Below are 15246 nucleotides of genomic sequence, written 5' to 3'. Positions count from 1 at the left end.
AATTGCCTGAAGATCCCGCCTTCGGACGATTGACCCCTTGAACCTCCAGTGGCTGGAGGTCGTATCTGGGGAGCCGTCAGCAGGAGGCCAGGCGATGGACGGCACCGGGAGCGAGAGTAGCGAGAGGCAGGTCACCTGGCGCGTGGACGGCATGGACTGCGCCTCCTGCGTCGCCAAGGTCGAGAAGGCGGTCTCGCGTCTGCCCGGCGTCCGTGAGGTCAGTGTGAACCTGATGGCGGAACGGCTGAGGGCGACCCTGGCGCCTGGCGTCACCACTCCCGAGGTGCTCGAGCAGCAGGTCGCGGCGCTGAGCTTCAAGGCCACCCGGCTGGAGGCCGCGCAAGCGCCCCCGCCCCTCGCCTGGCATGTGGAGGGCATGGACTGTGCCTCCTGCGTGGCGAAGGTGGAGACCGCGATGAAGCGCCTGCCCGGCGTCTCGGACGTCTCGGTGAACCTGATGGCGGAGCGGCTGACCCTCCGGCTGGAGCCGGGCCGGACGGACACGGCCGCCATCCAGCGCTCGCTCGCCGCGCTGGGCTACACGGCGCAACCCCTGCCGGTGAAGGAGCGGCCAGCGGGTGCCGCACCGCACCCATCGCACCATCATGACCACGATGGCTGCTGCGGGCATGACCACGCGGGCCATGCGCGCGACCATCCGGGCCACGATCACCAAGCGCATAGCCACGGCGGCGCCTTCGGCCACTCCCATGCCGACCATGAGGACCCGGCCGACGCCACCAGGCACTGGTACGCCACCGGCAAGGCCCGCCTGGTCTGGCTGCTCGGCGCCCTGGTCCTCGGCGCCTGTGCCCTGTCCCTGGTCCTGCCGGACCGCTGGACCTATCCGCTGTTCCTGGCCGCCACCGCCTTGGCGGTGCTGCCCTTTGGCCGCCGGGCCTTCGCCCTGGCGCGCGTGGGCTCGCCCTTTTCCATCGAGACCCTGATGGTCACGGCCGCCATCGGCGCCGCCGTCATCGGCGCGGCCGAGGAGGCGGCGGTGGTGGTGCTCCTCTTCGCCATCGGCGAGTTGCTGGAGAACGTGGCGGCGGGGCGTGCCCGGGCAGGCATCAAGGCGCTGGGTGGGCTGATGCCGCGCACCGCGCTTCGCCTTCGGGCCGACGGCGCGGCCGAGCCGGTGCCATCCGCCTCCCTGTCCGTGGGCGACCTTGTCCTCGTCCGCCCTGGCGACCGCGTGCCCTGCGACGGCACCATCGCGGATGGCCGGTCCGCCCTCGACGAAAGCCCGGTCACCGGCGAGAGCGTGCCGGTCTCGCGCGGCCCCGGCGAGGCCGTGGTGGCGGGCTCCATCAACGCCGACGGGGCGCTGCGGGTGCGGGTCTCCCGCGCCGCCGCCGACAACACCATCGCCCGCATCATCCGCATGGTGGAGGAGGCGACCGCCTCCCGCGCGCCGACCCAGCGCTTCATCGAGCGCTTCTCGACCTGGTGGACGCCGGGCGCGATGGGGGTTTCCCTGCTGGTCATCCTCGTGCCGCCCCTCCTGCTGGGCTGGGACTGGTGGACCAGCGTCTATCGCGGGCTGGCGGTGCTGCTCATCGCCTGCCCCTGCGCGCTGGTGATCTCGGTTCCCGCCGCCATGGCCTCCGGCCTGTCGGCGGGCGCCCGCCGCGGGCTGCTCATCAAGGGCGGCGCCGCGCTGGAGGAGATCGGCGCCGCCCGGACCGTCGCCTTCGACAAGACTGGCACGCTGACCGAAGGCCAGCCCAGGGTGACCGATATCCTGCCCGCGCCAGGCTTCTCTGGGGACGAGGTGCTGGCTCTCGCGGCGGGCGCCGAGCAGGGCTCGTCCCATCCGCTCGCCAAGGCCGTCATGGCCGAAGCCGAGGCGCGCGGCATCGCGGCGCCCGCGGCGGCCAGCCACGGCGCCATTCCCGGCCGGGCGGTCACCGCGACGGTGGACGGCCGCGAGGTCAGCGTGGGCAGTCCGCGTCACGCGGCGGAAGCGGGTGCGGCGCTCGGCGCGCTGTCCGAGGCCATCCCCCAGCTTGAGGCGGAGGGCAAGACGGCCGTGGTGGTGGTCGCCGATGGCGCGGCCGCGGGCGTTCTGGCCCTGCGGGACGAGCCGCGGGCGGATGCCGCCTCCGGCGTGGCTGCGCTGTCGAGGCTGGGTGTCCGCTCGGTGATGCTCACCGGCGACAATGCCCGCACCGGCGCGGCCATCGGCAGGCATATCGGGCTCGAGGTGAAGGCCGGGCTGCTGCCGCAGGACAAGCTGCGGGAGATCGCCGCCCTTCGCTCCTCCGGAGCGGTGGTCATGGTGGGCGACGGCATCAACGACGCTCCGGCGCTCGCCGCCGCCTCGGTCGGCGTGGCGATGGGCGGCGGCACGGACGTGGCGCTGGAAACCGCCCAAGCCGCCGTCCTCAAGGACCGCACGACGGGCATCGCCGAGCTGGTGAGCCTGTCGCGCGCCACCATGGCAAACGTGAAGACCAACGTCGCCCTCGCGGTCGGGCTCAAGGGCCTGTTCCTCGTCACCACCCTGGGCGGCATCACCGGCCTCTGGCCCGCCATCATGGCGGATACCGGAGCCACGGTGCTGGTGACCCTGAACGCGCTGCGGCTGCTGGCGTGGAAGCCCGCGGCATGATCGGGCGCTCCGGCGGCGGCTGGCGCACGGCCGTGGCTTCGGGGCTGCCTGGTTGAGCCAGGGCGCCATGCCCCCAAGCATCAGGTCGTGGCCGGGGCGCGCCGCGCCGCCTTCGCGCCGGTCGGCCTCTCCGCCATCGCCACCGATCTGGCGGAGGCCTATGGCCTTTTGGCCGAGGACGGCGGGCATCACCCTGGCCACCTCCGTCGCACCGGGCGTGACGGCGCGCGGCGACCGCGAGTTGCTGATGCAATCGCCGGCAAACCTGCTGGAAAACGCGCTGCGCGACACGCCGCCGGGGACGCTCATCGTGGTTCGGGTCTCAGACTCCAGGAGACAGTCCGGCCCGGAGCAGAGCGTCGAGGACGATAGGCCGGGCATTCCCCCCGACGCGCGTGGGCAGGTACTGCGGCCCTTCCACCGCCTGGATCCGAGCCGCTCGGACGGCGGCAGCGGCCTGGGCCTCGCGCTGGTCGCGGCGGTGGCGAAGCTGCACGACGCCGCGTTGGAACTGGGCGCGTCCGGGCGGGAGGAACGTGGCCTCCGCGTCACGCCGTGGCTTCCCCTCCTCTCGCGCGAAGGGATCGGCCCAGGCCGCGCCTAGAGCATTATCCCTTCGCTCTGGCTCACGGGAAATGCTCTAGCCGTCTGTTTTGACGCACATCTTCACCCGTCCCGATGATGCCATCGGAATGGGATCCGCTCTAGGCGACCGAGAAGCCGGGGATGAGGATGCGCCAAGTGCCGCGGCCGTGAAGCGGGTTATCAGCCGGGAGTACCGGCCGATCGGGCTGCTCCGCGGCGCAGCGGGTGCGGCCTGGCTCTTTCTCGCCCGGGCGGGCGAAATGAGCGAGGGCGACACGCGCGCCCTCGACCGCATGCTGCTCCTCACCCGGGCGAGCCGGGCGCCCCTCCCGCGGTCCTGGTCAGGCGCCGGGCGGCTCGCGCTGATCATGGGCCTCAGGCGCGTCACTCCAGGCGTTGCGCCAGGTTACTTGCGAATGATTATAATAATCAGTAGCTTGACCCCCTCCCCGCGATCCTCTACTTCGCTGCGGCCCTTGATCGCCCAGCCCTGCCAATCGAACGCCTGAGGGGTTTCCGATGACGATTTCCCGCCGCGGGTTTGCCGCCCTTGTCGGACTTGGCGTGTCCTCGCTTCCCTTGCGGGCGCCGCGCGCGCAAGAGGGCGACAGGATCGTGGTCTACAACGCGCAGCACGCCAGCCTGACCAAGGCCTGGGCCGCGGCCTTCTCGCGTGAGACAGGCATCGCGGTGACGCAGCGCGACGGCGGCGACGTCGAGCTAGCCAACCAGATCGTGCAGGAAGGCAGCGCCTCTCCCGCCGACGTCTTCCTGACCGAGAACTCCCCGGCGATGGCGCTGGTGGAAGGGGCGGGCCTCTTCGCCCCGCTCGACCCCGCCACGCTCGCGCTGGTGCCGCAGCATTTCCGCCCTTCCACCGGCCGCTGGACCGGCATCGCCGCCCGCAGCACCGTTCTGGCCTATGACACGCGGCGCCTGACCCCGGCGCAGCTTCCCTCGTCCCTGATGGATCTCGCCGACCCCGCCTGGAAGGGCCGTTGGGGCGCGTCGCCCGCCGGAGCGGACTTCCAGGCGATCGTCAGCGCCATGCTCCAGCTGAAGGGCGAGGCGGCGACCCTGGCCTGGCTGCGGGGCATGAAACAGAATGTCGTGACCTTCCGGGGCAACAGCGTCGCCATGAAGGCGGTCAATGCCGGCCAGGTCGATAGCGCCGTCATCTATCACTACTATTTCGCGGGCGACCGCGCGCGCACCGGCGAGAACAGCAACAACCTCGCGCTGCATTATTTCCGCCACCAGGATCCGGGCGCTTTCCTCAGCATCTCGGGCGGCGGCGTTCTGGCATCGAGCAAGCGGCGGCCGCAGGCCGAAGCCTTCGTGCGGTGGATCGCCGGTCCCGCCGGGCAGGCGGTGCTGCGTGACAACTCCTTCGAATATCCGGTCGCGGCTGGCACCCCGGCCAACCCCGCCCTGGAGCCGATGGAGAAGTTGCAGGCCCCGGCCGTCGATCCCTCCACCCTCAACAGCAGGGCGGTGGTGGCGCTGATGACCCAGGCCGGGCTGCTCTGATCCATGAAGCCGCAGGCCGCGCACCGGGCCGGCGCCTTGCCCCTGCGGCGCATGGCCGGGCTGCCGCTCCACCGGGGCGCGCACCGGCGGCCGGGCGCGGCCCTCGGCGGTGCGGCGCTGCTGGTCTCCTTGCTGGCTCTGCTGCCGCTCGCGTTCGTGCTGTGGGTGACGGTGCAGACCGGCTGGGCCACGGCCTCGGCCCTGATCTTCCGGCCACGCGTCGGCGAGCTGCTCGTCAACACCGCGCTGCTCGTCGCCTGCACCTTGCCGCTCTGTATCCTGCTGGCGGTCGCCCTGGCCTGGCTGACCGAGTGCAGCGACCTGCCCGGCCGTCGCCTGTGGTCCTGGATGGCGGTGGCGCCGCTGGCGATCCCGGCCTTCGTGCACAGCTACGCTTGGGTCAGCCTGCTGCCGGGGCTGCACGGGCTGGCCGGGGCCGTCCTGGTCTCCGTCCTGGCCTATACCCCGTTTCTGTACCTGCCGGTGGTGGCCGCGCTCCGCCGCATGGACCCGGCCCTGCAGGAGAGCGCGGCCTCGCTGGGCGTGCCGCCCGCTGGCGTTTTCCTCCGGGTGGTGGTGCCCCAGCTGCGGCTGGCGCTTTGCGGCGGCGGGCTGCTGGTCGGGCTGCACCTGCTCGCCGAATTCGGCCTCTACGCGATGATCCGCTTCGACACCTTCACCACCGCCATCGTTGACCAGTTCCAGTCCAGCTTCAACGGACCGGCGGCGAGCATGCTGGCGGTTGTGCTGGTCGCCTGCTGCCTGGGATTGCTCGCGCTGGAAACCTGGCTGCGCGGAGCGGCGCGCTATGCCCGGCTCGGGCCGGGGGCGGCGCGGCCGCCCCGGCCGGTGCGCCTGGGGTGGTTCACCCTGCCTTGCCTGCTGCTGCCCGCCCTGGCCGCCACGCTCGCCCTCGGTGTTCCGGCGGCGACGCTGGCCCGCTGGCTCGCCGCGGGCGGCGGCGCCGTGTGGCGGTGGGGCGAGATCGGGGAGGCGCTGGGGCAGACCTTGCTGCTGTCGGCCCTCGGAGCGGCGCTGGCGACCCTGGCCGCCATCCCCACGGCCTGGCTGTCGGTGCGCGCGCCGGGGCGGCTGCAACGAACCTTGGAGGGCAGCAACTTCATCGCCGGCGCGCTGCCCGGCGTCGTGGTGGCGCTGGCCCTGGTGAGCGTCACCGTGCGGGTGGCAAGACCCCTTTACCAGTCCGTCGCCACCATCCTGCTGGCCTACGCGCTGTTGTTCCTGCCGCGCGCCATTGTCGCGCTCCGCGCCAGCATCGCCCAGGCGCCGGAGGAGCTGGAGGAGGCGGCGGGCATGCTCGGCCGTTCGCCGCTGCGCGCGCTGGCGGCCGTGACGCTGCGTCTGGCCGCGCCCGGCGCGGCGGCCGCCATGGCGCTGGTGGCGCTCGGCATCGCCAACGAACTGACGGCGACGCAGATGCTGGCGCCGAACGGCACCCACACGCTGGCCACCAGCTTCTGGTCCTACAGCGGGGAGATCGACTACGCGGCGGCCGCGCCCTATGCCCTCGGGATGATCCTGCTGTCGCTGCCCATGGCCTGGTTCCTGCACCGGCAGTCGCAGGGCGGCCGGGGGCGATGAGCTTCCTGCGCCTCCAGGCGGTCAGCCGCCGCTTCGGCCAGGTGGCCGCTCTCGACGCGGTTGACCTCGCCGTGCCCGAGGGCAGCCGCACGGCCATCCTGGGCCCCTCCGGCAGCGGCAAGTCGACGCTGCTGCGGATCGTCGGCGGCTTCGAGACGCCCGACAGCGGCCGCATCACTTTGGGAGGCGACCTGCTGGCCGAGGGGCCACGCACGGTTCCGGCCCATCTGCGCGGCATCGGGCTGGTGGCGCAGGAAGGCGCCCTGTTCCCTCATCTCAGCGTGGCCGACAACATCGGCTTCGGCCTGCCGCGAGCCACCCCCGGCCGCGAGGCGCGGATCGCCGTGCTGCTGGCGATGGTGGAACTGGACCCGTCCATGCTGCGGCGCCGGCCGGACCAGCTTTCCGGAGGCCAGCAGCAGCGCGTCGCGCTGGCCCGGGCCCTGGCGCGGAAGCCGCGCCTGATGCTGCTGGACGAACCCTTCTCCGCCCTGGACACCGGACTACGCGCCAGCACCCGCAAGGCGGTGGCCGACCTGCTCGCGGCGGAAGGAATCACCACCATCCTGGTGACCCACGACCAGGCGGAGGCGCTTTCCTTCGCCGATCAGGTGGTGCTGTTGCGCGAGGGCAGGCTGCTCCAGGCGGGCAAGCCGCGTGACCTTTACCTGCAGCCCCGGGACACCACCGTCGCCACCTTCTTCGGCGAGGCGGTCATCCTGCCGGCGCGGCTGTCGGGAGGCTGGGCCGAGTGCGCGCTGGGCCGGGTGCCGCTGACCCGTCCCGACCCCCGCGCGCGGGCGGAGATCATGCTGCGCCCGGAGCAGATCGCCCTGCTGCCCACCGGGACGGAGGCGGCGGAGGTGCGGGCGCGCGTCGAGGCGGTGGAGTTCGGCGGCGCCTCCTGCGGCGTCGCCGTGCGGCTGCAACGAGCGGAGGATGGCGGCCGCGCGCCCCGGCTCGAATTGCGCTGCTCCTATCTCACGGCGCCGCCGGTCGGCAGCCTTGTCCGGCTCGCGGTGAGCGGACAGGCGCATCCCCTGCTTCCGGCGGGTGAAGGAAGGCCCTAGGCCGAAAGCCTCAGGCGCAGGACCGATCGCCGCGCCTCCTGTGCTTCGATCCTGCCGTGATTCCATGGCGGCCGCGGGCGCGGGCAAGGCTGGCCCGTTCTGGCTGCCAAGCGCGTCCGGTTGGCGGATCGGGCCGCACAAGACCCTCTACCGGCCGCGGCACCGCATCGCGGGACTGGCTAGCGCGCGCCCCTTTGGATCCGTCTGCCTGCCCTCGCCGCCCGTGCGACGGGTGGCTGCGGATTGATGATTGCGGCGGGCGGAAGCCCGAAAGGGGCGTGGTGATCCTGATCGCTCAAACGGATGCCATGGCCGGGAAACCGGGGGTGCCGGAATGGCTCCAGGGCGTCACCGCGGTCAGTGCGCGCAGTGGCGCCTGGCGCACCGTCAGCACCGCGCGGCCCGCCGCCTCCGCAACCAGGTCGGCGAGCCTCCGGCCCAGCACGCCGCGCCCAGGTTCGCCGCCGAGGCGCAGCACGCCCTCCGGCGCCAGTGCCTCGCCGATCCTCGCCAGGAGCCATGATGTTTCCGCCAGATGCGCGGCGTCCAGCACCGTCCGGCCGAGAAGGGCCTGGCCCGGCGTGCCATGCTCAGGCAGATGAATGGTCTTCAGCGGCGCGTATTCCTTCGCCACCTCGGCGATCTGCTGCAGGCCATCATGCCCGGCGTCCAGGAGCAGGACGGCGGTGTCCGCGCCCGCGGCTGCCAGCGCTGCCGGCCAGCCCGGCTGGCGCGGGTCCAGCACCAGCAGCTGCACGGGGCGGGCGGAGACTTCGGCGAACTCGGTCATGGGCGGCTGTTCCTTCTGGAATGGCCCCATTCTCGCCGGCTTTGCTGAAGAAACCGTTGATGCACCGGCGGCACGCAGGAGTTGGCAGCAGCCGGCAAATGGTGGCCCCTGGCAGCCTTGCCTGGAAGCGGCGGAATCGGCATCTCCGCGGTTCCATGCCCCTCCCCTCCCATGCATGACCTTGCCGAGGCCGCGCGGCTGGCGCTCGGGCTGATCGGCGGCGCCGATCCTGAGCTCGGGCAGATTGTGCTGCTTTCGCTCCGCACGTCCGGCAGCGCAGCCCTGCTCGCCTTCGCCCTGGGCCTGCCGCTGGCGCTGGTGATGGCGGCCAGCCGCTTTCCGGGCAGGCGCTTGCTGCTGGTCGCGGTGAATGCCGCGCTGGGCCTGCCGCCGGTGGTGGTCGGGCTGCTCTGCTACCTTCTGCTCTCGCGCAGCGGTCCTTTCGGCGCGCTGGGCTGGCTGTTCCAGCCCGCCGGCATGGTGGCGGCGCAGACGATTCTCGCCCTGCCGATCGTGGTGGCCCTGGCCCACCGGGTCCTGGCGCCGCTCTGGACCGAGATCGGCGATCCCCTCCGCATCGACGGCGCGGGTCCGATGCAGTGCGGCCTCCAGTTGCTGCGGTTGGGCCGGCCGGCGCTTGGCACGGTGCTGCTGGCGGCCTTCGGGCGCGCCATCGCCGAGGTCGGCGCCATTCTGATCGTCGGCGGCAACATCCGCGGCGAAACGCGCACGATGACCACGGCCATCGCGCTGGAGACGCAGAAAGGCGACCTGCCGCTCGCCCTCGCGCTCGGCGGCATCCTGCTGCTGATCTGCCTTGGTGTCAGCGCCGTCACGCTGCGGCTCGAACGGCGCGCCTGAGGCGGCGCCCCGAGCGGGCGCGAGTCTTCCCGCCGCCGCCAGCCCGGACTAGGCTCGCCGCCAGGGAGAGGCCGCCAGGCCCGAAGGAGACCGAATCCAATGCACCGCCGCCTGTTCCTGGGCGCCGCCGCCGGCGCGCTTGCCCTGCCCCATCTCGCCCGTGCGCAGGCCGCGCCAAAGATCACCATCGGCATGTCCGGCTGGACCGGCTTCGCGCCGCTGACCCTGGCGGAGGAGGCCGGCCTGTTCAAGGCGAACGGCGTCGAGGTGGAGACGCGCTTCGTCCCGCAGCGCGAGCGCAACCTGGCGCTTGCCTCAGGCGCGCTGAACTGCGTCGTCACCACGGTGGACACCATGATCCTCTGGGGCAGCACCATGCCGCTCGTGCAGGTGCTGGTGCTCGACCGCTCGCGCGGCGGGGACGGCATCGCGGTGCGGCCCTCGGTCGGCGGCTGGGCGGATCTGAAGGGCAAGACCCTCGCGGTGGATGGGCCGGGCACCACGCCGTACTTCGTGCTGGCCTACATGCTCCGGGAGAACGGCCTTTCCATCAAGGACGTCCAGACCGCCAGCCTGGCGCCGCAGCCGGCGGCGCAAGCCTTTGTGGCCGGCCAGTTCGACGGCTGCTCCACCTATGAGCCCTATCTCTCGCAGGTGCGGGGCATGGGCGCGGACAAGGGCAAGATCCTCGCCACGACGCTGGACTACCCCTGCGTGGTCGATACCCTCGCCTTCCAGCCGGATTTCCTCGCCAGGAACGGCACCGCGGTGAAGGCGGTGGTGCAGGGCTGGTACGACGCCCTGGCGATGATCGGCAAGGAGCCGGACAAGGCTTATGCGATCATGGGCAAGCGCGTGAACCAGAGCGGCGAGGCCTTCAAGGCGAGCGCCGGGTTCATCGAATGGATGGACCAGGCGAAGAACCGCGCCTACGCGGCCGATGGCCTGCCGCAGTTCATGCAGAAGGCGCTGGAGGTGCAGAAGCAGGCGGGCGTGGTGCGCCAGTCGCCCGACCTCGCGAAGCTGCTGGATACCAACTTCCTGGGCTGAGGCAGGCGGATGCGCCCGGCCGGTTGCGAAGGCCGGCCGGGCGGCTTTTCGTCAGAAGGCGACGCTCAGGCCGACATGGAAGGCGTCGTAGCCGCGCTCGCCGTTCAGGTAGCTGATGTTGGCGCGCACCGGCGTGGTGGTGCCGAGCACGGCGAAGAGGCCGTATTCCTGCCAGCTCTTCACCGCCAGGTCGTCACCGGCCATGCGGGTGTCCACGAAGGAGGCGCCGAGCAGCACCGGCAGGTTGGCCATCAGGCCGACCGGCCGGGAGATCGAGGCGCCGTTGCGGTAGTAGGCGTTCTGCAGGTCATAGGCCAGGTCATAGTCACTGACCTTCAGGGGCTTGGTCTCGTAGTAGCCGATGGTGTTGCCGATCCCGAGCACGAACTGGTTGGGCAGTGCGAGGCGCAGGTCGCTGGTCACCGAACCGCCGTAAGCCTGGCCGACCGAGCCCACCTCGGACGAGCCTGCCGCACCGAAGCGGAACTGCGGCGTCAGCGCCCAGCGGACGGAGGGGCTCGTCACCACCGGCACGCGCAGGCCGATGCCGGCGGAGCCCAGGTAGGAGTAGGCGCCGCTGGTGTCGGTGAGAGTCAGCGGCAGGTTGAGGAACAGCTCCGGCCCGTCCTGGCCGAAGGTGTAGGAGACGGCCAGCGGCAGGCTCCAGATGTTCGTGTCGAAGTCGCGCGTCTCCTGGCGCGTGTAGTCGCCGCCGACGCTGAAGTGCCACCCCGCCGCGCGCGGCTCCATGCGGCCGAGGTCGCCCGGCAGTAGCGTGCCGGCGGCATAGTCGGCCATCACGGACTGGCCCTGCAGCGAGGCAGGGTTGCCGGCGACCGGATCGGCGGTGCTGGTGGAGACAACCGCGTCGTAGATCTTTTTCAGCGCTTCGGCGTCGCCTTCGCCCTTGGCGAAGTTCTCGAGCTGCCGGCGCGATTCGGTGAGACTGCCGGCATCGAAGACCTGGTCCACGCCGGCGCCCGGAACGGAAAGGCGCAGGGCGCTGGAACCCGGCTCCGACGTCACCGTGGCCGGAACACCGCGGAAGTTGACGACCGCGTTCACCGCCGAGTTGGAGGTGTAGTTGGGCGCGATCGACCGGATGCCGCCTGGGTTGAGCAGGTTCAGCAGGTCATCGAGATTGTTGTAGCTGCGGGTGTAGGTCTGGCCGTCAACCGTCAGGTCCAGGACGTACGGGTCCGCGGCGGCGGCCGCGCGCGGCGCCGCCAGCATTGCACCCACAAGGAGCGTGGCTGCGGCGAAGGTGCCGCACGTAATGCGTGTGTTCATGCAGAAAGGATTACCATATTGGACACACGACGGCGTGAGGACTGTTCTTCCTGCATCGTGGAATGTCGCACCTCGTTGCAGGATTGCCACAGCTTGACCATGGTCACCGAACTTTCGCGCCGGCCGCCCGGCGCGGGGAGTGGCGCGCCGCTTGCAGCCGAAGTTTCATGGCAAGTCCTTCTTCCACCGCCCTTCTTTCACAGCGAGGCTCCTTGGAACCCCTCAAGCCCGTCACCGCGACTGCCCGCCTCCTCCTCGGCACCGGGTTCTTCGTTCTGTTTGTCGGCCTTTGGGCGCTGGCCACGGAAGGGGGGTATGTGCAACCGCTGTTCCTCGCCTCGCCCGCACGCGCCCTGGCAGCCGGCTGGTCGCTGCTGACCGAGTACGGCTTCCTGCACGACATCGGCATGACCGTCTGGCGTGTGCTGGGCGGCTTCCTGCTGGCGGCGGCGATCGCCGTGCCGCTGGGGCTGATGATGGGGGCCTACAAGGGTGTCGAGGCCTTCTTCGAGCCCTTCATCTCCTTCGCCCGCTACCTGCCGGCCTCCGCCTTCATCCCCCTGCTGATTCTGTGGGCCGGCGTGGGCGAAGCGCAGAAGCTGGCGGTCATCTTTCTCGGCAGCGTCTTTCAGATCGTGATCATGGTGACGGTGATCGCCGGTGCCACGCGCATGGACCTGGTCGAGGCCGCCTACACGCTGGGCGCCGGGCGCGGCGGCATCCTGCGCCGCGTCATCATCCCCGCCGCCGCGCCGCAGGTGATGGAGGCCCTGCGGCTGGTGCTCGGCTGGGCCTGGACCTACGTCATCGTCGCCGAGCTGATCGGCGCGCAAAGCGGCATCGGCCACATGATCATGGACAGCCAGCGCCTGCTCGACACCGGCCAGATGATCTTTGGCATCGTGGTTATCGGCCTGATCGGCCTGGTGACGGACCTGCTGTTCCGGCAGCTCAACCGCCGCCTGTTCCGCTGGGCGGTCCTGTGAGGGACGGCGCCGCCATGCGGGGGCTCTCCATTCGTGGGCTGACCCGCACCTTCCCGGGCCAGGGCAGCGCCGGCCCGACGCTGGCGCTGCAGCCCACCGACCTCGACGTCACGCCCGGCGAGTTCGTCTCGATCCTCGGCCCCTCCGGCTGCGGCAAGTCCACCCTGCTTCGCATCGTCGCCGGGCTGGACCGGCCGACGGCTGGCAGCGTGACGCTCAACGGGCGGCAGGTGACGCGGCCGGGGCCGGACCGGGGCATGGTGTTCCAGTCCTACACGCTGTTTCCCTGGCTGACGGTGGAGCAAAACATCCTGTTCGGCCTGCGCGAGCGCCAGGTGCCGCAAGCGCAGGCGCGCGAGATCGCCGCCGCCTACATCGCCCGCACCGGCCTGCGCGGCTTCGAGCACCACTGGCCCCGCCAGCTTTCCGGCGGCATGCAGCAGCGCACGGCCCTGGCCCGCGCGCTGGCCAACAGCCCCGAGATCCTGCTGCTCGACGAACCCTTCGGCGCGCTGGACCACCAGACGCGCGAGCTGATGCAGGAGTTGCTGCTGGAAGTCTGGGGCGCGGACACGCCCGCCGCGCGCAAGACGGTTCTGTTTGTCACGCACGACATCGACGAGGCGGTGTTCCTGGCCAGCCGCGTGCTGGTGATGTCCGCGCGGCCGGGCCGGGTGAAGGCGGAGGTTCCGGTTCCCCTGCCCTATCCGCGCGACTGGAAGGTGAAGACGGCCCCGGAGTTCGGCGCCCTCAAGGCGCGACTGATGGCGGAGATCCGGGAGGAGGTCCGAAAGGCCGCCCTGGCCTGAGGCCGCGCTCAGTCCTTGTGCCTGGCCTTCTTGCCGGCGGCGGGGCCGGTGACATGCCCCTCCGCCGCCAGGGCGGCCAGCCGTGCGGGCAGCGGCTGGAGGATGGCCTCGCGGTAGCCGGGAAGGCGTTTCCACGCCTTGCGCTCCGGCTTCGTCATGCCGCAGGCATGGCACCAGCCGGTGTCTTCGTCATAGGCGCAGATCTTGATGCAGGGTCGTTCCATGGCCAACAGATGGGGTGGCGGCGAGGGCCTGACGAGCCGCCCCCTGGACGCGGCGGGCGCCGCATCCGAGTTTGTGGGCATGACGATTTCCCCCACTCTCCCTCGCGCCGCGCTGGTCACCGGCGGCGCCAGGCGCATCGGGCGCGCCATCGCCCTTGCGCTGGCCGGCGCCGGCTTCGACGTCGCCCTGCACTACCGCAGCAGCGCCGAGGACGCCGAAGCGACCCGGCAGGACGTCGAGGCGCTCGGACGCCGCGCGGTGACGCTGGCGGCGGCGCTGGACCACGAGGAAGACGTCGAGGCGCTGCTTCCCGCCGCCGTCGCGGCACTGGGCCCCGTGGGCGTGCTGGTGAACAACGCCTCCACCTTCGCGCGCGACGAGTGGCATGATGCGACGCGCGCGAGCTGGGACCGCCACCTGGAGCCAAACCTGCGCGCGCCCTTCGTGCTGACCCAGGCCTTCGCCAGGGCGCTGCCCGCGGGAGCGGAAGGCGTGGTGATCAACATGCTGGACCAGCGCGTCTGGTCGCTGACGCCGCATTTCGTCAGCTACAGCGTCTCCAAGGCGGCGCTCTGGGCGCTGACGCAGAGCCTGGCCCTGGCCTTGGCGCCGCGCATCCGGGTGAACGGCATCGGCCCAGGCCCGGCCGTCCCGGCGCCGCACCAGACGGCGGAGCATTTCGCCGCGATGGCCGCCAGCACCCCGCTCGGCCATGGCACCAGCCCTGAGGAGGTCGGCCGCGCCGTGCTCGCCATCCTTTCCTTTCCCGCCATGACCGGGCAGATGATCGCGCTGGATGGCGGGCAGCACCTGCAATGGCGGCCCGAGCGGCGGAGCCAGGACCGATGAGCCACCTGCCGGATGCCGCTCGAGGGCTGCGCCGCGTCTTCGTCCGCCGCCTGGCCGTGAACGCCCGGCTGGGCGCCTATCCCGAGGAGGAGGTGGCGCCGCAACGCGTCCTGATCGACCTCGACCTCCTGGCGCAGGACGATTCGGCGCCACACGGCGTCGGCGCCGACGACCTGGCGCGTGTGGTGGACTACGCGGCGATGGCCGATGTCGCGCGGCGGATCGCCCTCGGAGGTCATGTCCGTCTCGCGGAGACGCTGGCGGAGCGCATCGCATGCGCGCTCCTGGCCGCGGATGCCCGGGTGGTCTCGGCGCGGGTGACGGTGGAGAAACCCGACATCATCGCCGATGTCGCGGGAGTGGGGGTGACAGTGGAGCGCCTGCGGCGATGACCCCCTCCGTATCAGGGCTGCTCAAGGCCAGGGCAGCCGCTGCCATGGCCCCCGTCGCCGAGCCGGCCGCCGCGGGGAGGCGTGGATGCCACGGATGGGACAGCGCGTCTGGAGGGTGCGAGGGTTGCTGCTCCACCGCCGCCATGATCCGCGCTGCGGACATTTCCGCCGCCAAACTCAATCATGCTTTTTTAACATAGCAGCCATGCAATTTAAGGGTAGTGCCTTGTCACTGCCCTGCGGGTCGCTCCCGCATCCTCTCAGCAAGACGGGCGAAAGGTCCGAAACAGAAATGTTCCCGCAAGCGACGGGCATGCAGCCGGCACCAGGAAGCCGAACCCGGGAAGCGAACAGGGTACCAGCAACTCGCCCCCGGCATGTCGCTCCGCCAGCGACTTTCGCCGCTTCGTGAAGACCGGATCGGCTCGTTCGCGGAATCATCCACCGCCTTTCCCACGTCCGACGCGCCCTGGACGCGTCAATCACAAAGTTGCTCTTGACGACGCTTGTTCGGATATTTTTCCGTCCTAGATAAGGATTTCAAGGCTTTAGGATTTTGCTTAAAGCTTGGGCAAGGTGATGTGACGCACGAA

General features: G+C 71.1%; 14 protein-coding genes. 11 read left to right on the top strand and 3 right to left on the bottom strand.

Annotated elements, in window-relative coordinates; all coding sequences use genetic code 11:
- Positions 1–94 precede the first annotated feature (94 nt).
- From E0493_RS08300 to E0493_RS08280, 5 genes are all read left to right on the top strand, one after another.
- Positions 95–2614 carry a heavy metal translocating P-type ATPase gene (locus E0493_RS08300; protein WP_160936456.1) on the top strand — a complete coding sequence of 840 codons (2520 nt, stop codon included), beginning with the start codon at positions 95–97 and terminating at the stop codon, positions 2612–2614.
- Positions 2615–2774: 160 nt separating this feature from the next.
- Positions 2775–3218, top strand: coding sequence for a sensor histidine kinase (locus E0493_RS08295; protein ID WP_160936455.1), 444 nt, complete (start codon positions 2775–2777; stop codon positions 3216–3218).
- Positions 3219–3718: 500 nt separating this feature from the next.
- A complete protein-coding gene (locus tag E0493_RS08290) occupies positions 3719–4729 on the top strand; it encodes an iron ABC transporter substrate-binding protein (RefSeq protein WP_160936454.1) in 1011 nt (336 codons plus the stop codon).
- A 3-nt stretch (positions 4730–4732) separates the two neighbouring features.
- Positions 4733–6331, top strand: a complete 1599-nt coding sequence (locus E0493_RS08285; RefSeq protein WP_160936453.1) for an ABC transporter permease — start codon at positions 4733–4735, stop codon at positions 6329–6331.
- Positions 6328–7401 carry an ABC transporter ATP-binding protein gene (locus tag E0493_RS08280; protein WP_160936452.1) on the top strand — a complete coding sequence of 358 codons (1074 nt, stop codon included), beginning with the start codon at positions 6328–6330 and terminating at the stop codon, positions 7399–7401. Before E0493_RS08285 ends, E0493_RS08280 begins: the two co-directional genes overlap by 4 nt.
- A 295-nt stretch (positions 7402–7696) precedes the next feature.
- Here E0493_RS08280 and E0493_RS08275 read toward each other — a convergent pair whose 3' ends face one another.
- Positions 7697–8191, bottom strand: a complete 495-nt coding sequence (locus E0493_RS08275; protein ID WP_160936451.1) for a DUF4347 domain-containing protein — start codon at positions 8189–8191, stop codon at positions 7697–7699.
- Between the two features lie 171 nt (positions 8192–8362).
- On the opposite strand from E0493_RS08275, the gene E0493_RS08270 reads away from it, so the two are divergent.
- Positions 8363–9052 (top strand): ABC transporter permease, encoded by a 690-nt coding sequence (locus E0493_RS08270; RefSeq protein ID WP_160936450.1) that lies wholly within the window; start codon positions 8363–8365, stop codon positions 9050–9052.
- Positions 9053–9151: 99 nt separating this feature from the next.
- On the top strand, positions 9152–10102 hold the full coding sequence (locus tag E0493_RS08265) for an ABC transporter substrate-binding protein (RefSeq protein ID WP_160936449.1): 951 nt from the start codon (positions 9152–9154) through the stop codon (positions 10100–10102).
- A gap of 51 nt (positions 10103–10153) precedes the next feature.
- On the opposite strand, the gene E0493_RS08260 is transcribed toward E0493_RS08265, so the two are convergent.
- Complete coding sequence (locus E0493_RS08260; RefSeq protein WP_160936448.1) at positions 10154–11392, bottom strand: hypothetical protein; 1239 nt, start codon at positions 11390–11392, stop codon at positions 10154–10156.
- 212 nt (positions 11393–11604) lie between these two features.
- On the opposite strand from E0493_RS08260, the gene E0493_RS08255 reads away from it, so the two are divergent.
- Together E0493_RS08255 and E0493_RS08250 are read left to right on the top strand one after the other, a co-directional pair.
- Positions 11605–12378, top strand: a complete 774-nt coding sequence (locus tag E0493_RS08255) for an ABC transporter permease (protein ID WP_235913648.1) — start codon at positions 11605–11607, stop codon at positions 12376–12378.
- Between the two features lie 14 nt (positions 12379–12392).
- Positions 12393–13187: an ABC transporter ATP-binding protein gene (locus tag E0493_RS08250; RefSeq protein WP_160936446.1), complete on the top strand. Its 795-nt coding sequence runs from the start codon at positions 12393–12395 to the stop codon at positions 13185–13187.
- An 8-nt stretch (positions 13188–13195) separates the two neighbouring features.
- Here E0493_RS08250 and E0493_RS08245 read toward each other — a convergent pair whose 3' ends face one another.
- Positions 13196–13411, bottom strand: coding sequence for a DUF1289 domain-containing protein (locus tag E0493_RS08245; RefSeq protein WP_160936445.1), 216 nt, complete (start codon positions 13409–13411; stop codon positions 13196–13198).
- 79 nt (positions 13412–13490) lie between these two features.
- On the opposite strand from E0493_RS08245, the gene E0493_RS08240 reads away from it, so the two are divergent.
- Complete coding sequence (locus E0493_RS08240; RefSeq protein WP_160936536.1) at positions 13491–14261, top strand: SDR family oxidoreductase; 771 nt, start codon at positions 13491–13493, stop codon at positions 14259–14261.
- Complete coding sequence (locus tag E0493_RS08235) at positions 14258–14653, top strand: dihydroneopterin aldolase (RefSeq protein ID WP_160936444.1); 396 nt, start codon at positions 14258–14260, stop codon at positions 14651–14653. The genes E0493_RS08240 and E0493_RS08235 overlap by 4 nt, the downstream gene beginning before the upstream one ends.
- The last annotated feature ends 593 nt before the right edge of the window (positions 14654–15246 follow it).

Origin of the sequence: Teichococcus coralli, assembly GCF_009829925.1 — a bacterium.
In the GTDB taxonomy this organism is placed as follows: Bacteria; Pseudomonadota; Alphaproteobacteria; order Acetobacterales; family Acetobacteraceae; genus Pseudoroseomonas; species Pseudoroseomonas coralli.
This window is presented reverse-complemented; position numbering and strand designations above follow the sequence as displayed.

Bases quoted from the DNA above. Each gene is read 5' to 3' on its own strand.
- E0493_RS08300 (WP_160936456.1), top strand. From the start codon at position 95: ATGGACGGCACCGGGAGCGAGAGTAGCGAGAGGCAGGTCACCTGGCGC.
- E0493_RS08295 (WP_160936455.1), top strand. From the start codon at position 2,775: ATGGCCTTTTGGCCGAGGACGGCGGGCATCACCCTGGCCACCTCCGTC.
- E0493_RS08290 (WP_160936454.1), top strand. From the start codon at position 3,719: ATGACGATTTCCCGCCGCGGGTTTGCCGCCCTTGTCGGACTTGGCGTG.
- E0493_RS08285 (WP_160936453.1), top strand. From the start codon at position 4,733: ATGAAGCCGCAGGCCGCGCACCGGGCCGGCGCCTTGCCCCTGCGGCGC.
- E0493_RS08280 (WP_160936452.1), top strand. From the start codon at position 6,328: ATGAGCTTCCTGCGCCTCCAGGCGGTCAGCCGCCGCTTCGGCCAGGTG.
- E0493_RS08275 (WP_160936451.1), bottom strand. From the start codon at position 8,191: ATGACCGAGTTCGCCGAAGTCTCCGCCCGCCCCGTGCAGCTGCTGGTG.
- E0493_RS08270 (WP_160936450.1), top strand. From the start codon at position 8,363: ATGCATGACCTTGCCGAGGCCGCGCGGCTGGCGCTCGGGCTGATCGGC.
- E0493_RS08265 (WP_160936449.1), top strand. From the start codon at position 9,152: ATGCACCGCCGCCTGTTCCTGGGCGCCGCCGCCGGCGCGCTTGCCCTG.
- E0493_RS08260 (WP_160936448.1), bottom strand. From the start codon at position 11,392: ATGAACACACGCATTACGTGCGGCACCTTCGCCGCAGCCACGCTCCTT.
- E0493_RS08250 (WP_160936446.1), top strand. From the start codon at position 12,393: ATGCGGGGGCTCTCCATTCGTGGGCTGACCCGCACCTTCCCGGGCCAG.
- E0493_RS08245 (WP_160936445.1), bottom strand. From the start codon at position 13,411: ATGGAACGACCCTGCATCAAGATCTGCGCCTATGACGAAGACACCGGC.
- E0493_RS08240 (WP_160936536.1), top strand. From the start codon at position 13,491: ATGACGATTTCCCCCACTCTCCCTCGCGCCGCGCTGGTCACCGGCGGC.
- E0493_RS08235 (WP_160936444.1), top strand. From the start codon at position 14,258: ATGAGCCACCTGCCGGATGCCGCTCGAGGGCTGCGCCGCGTCTTCGTC.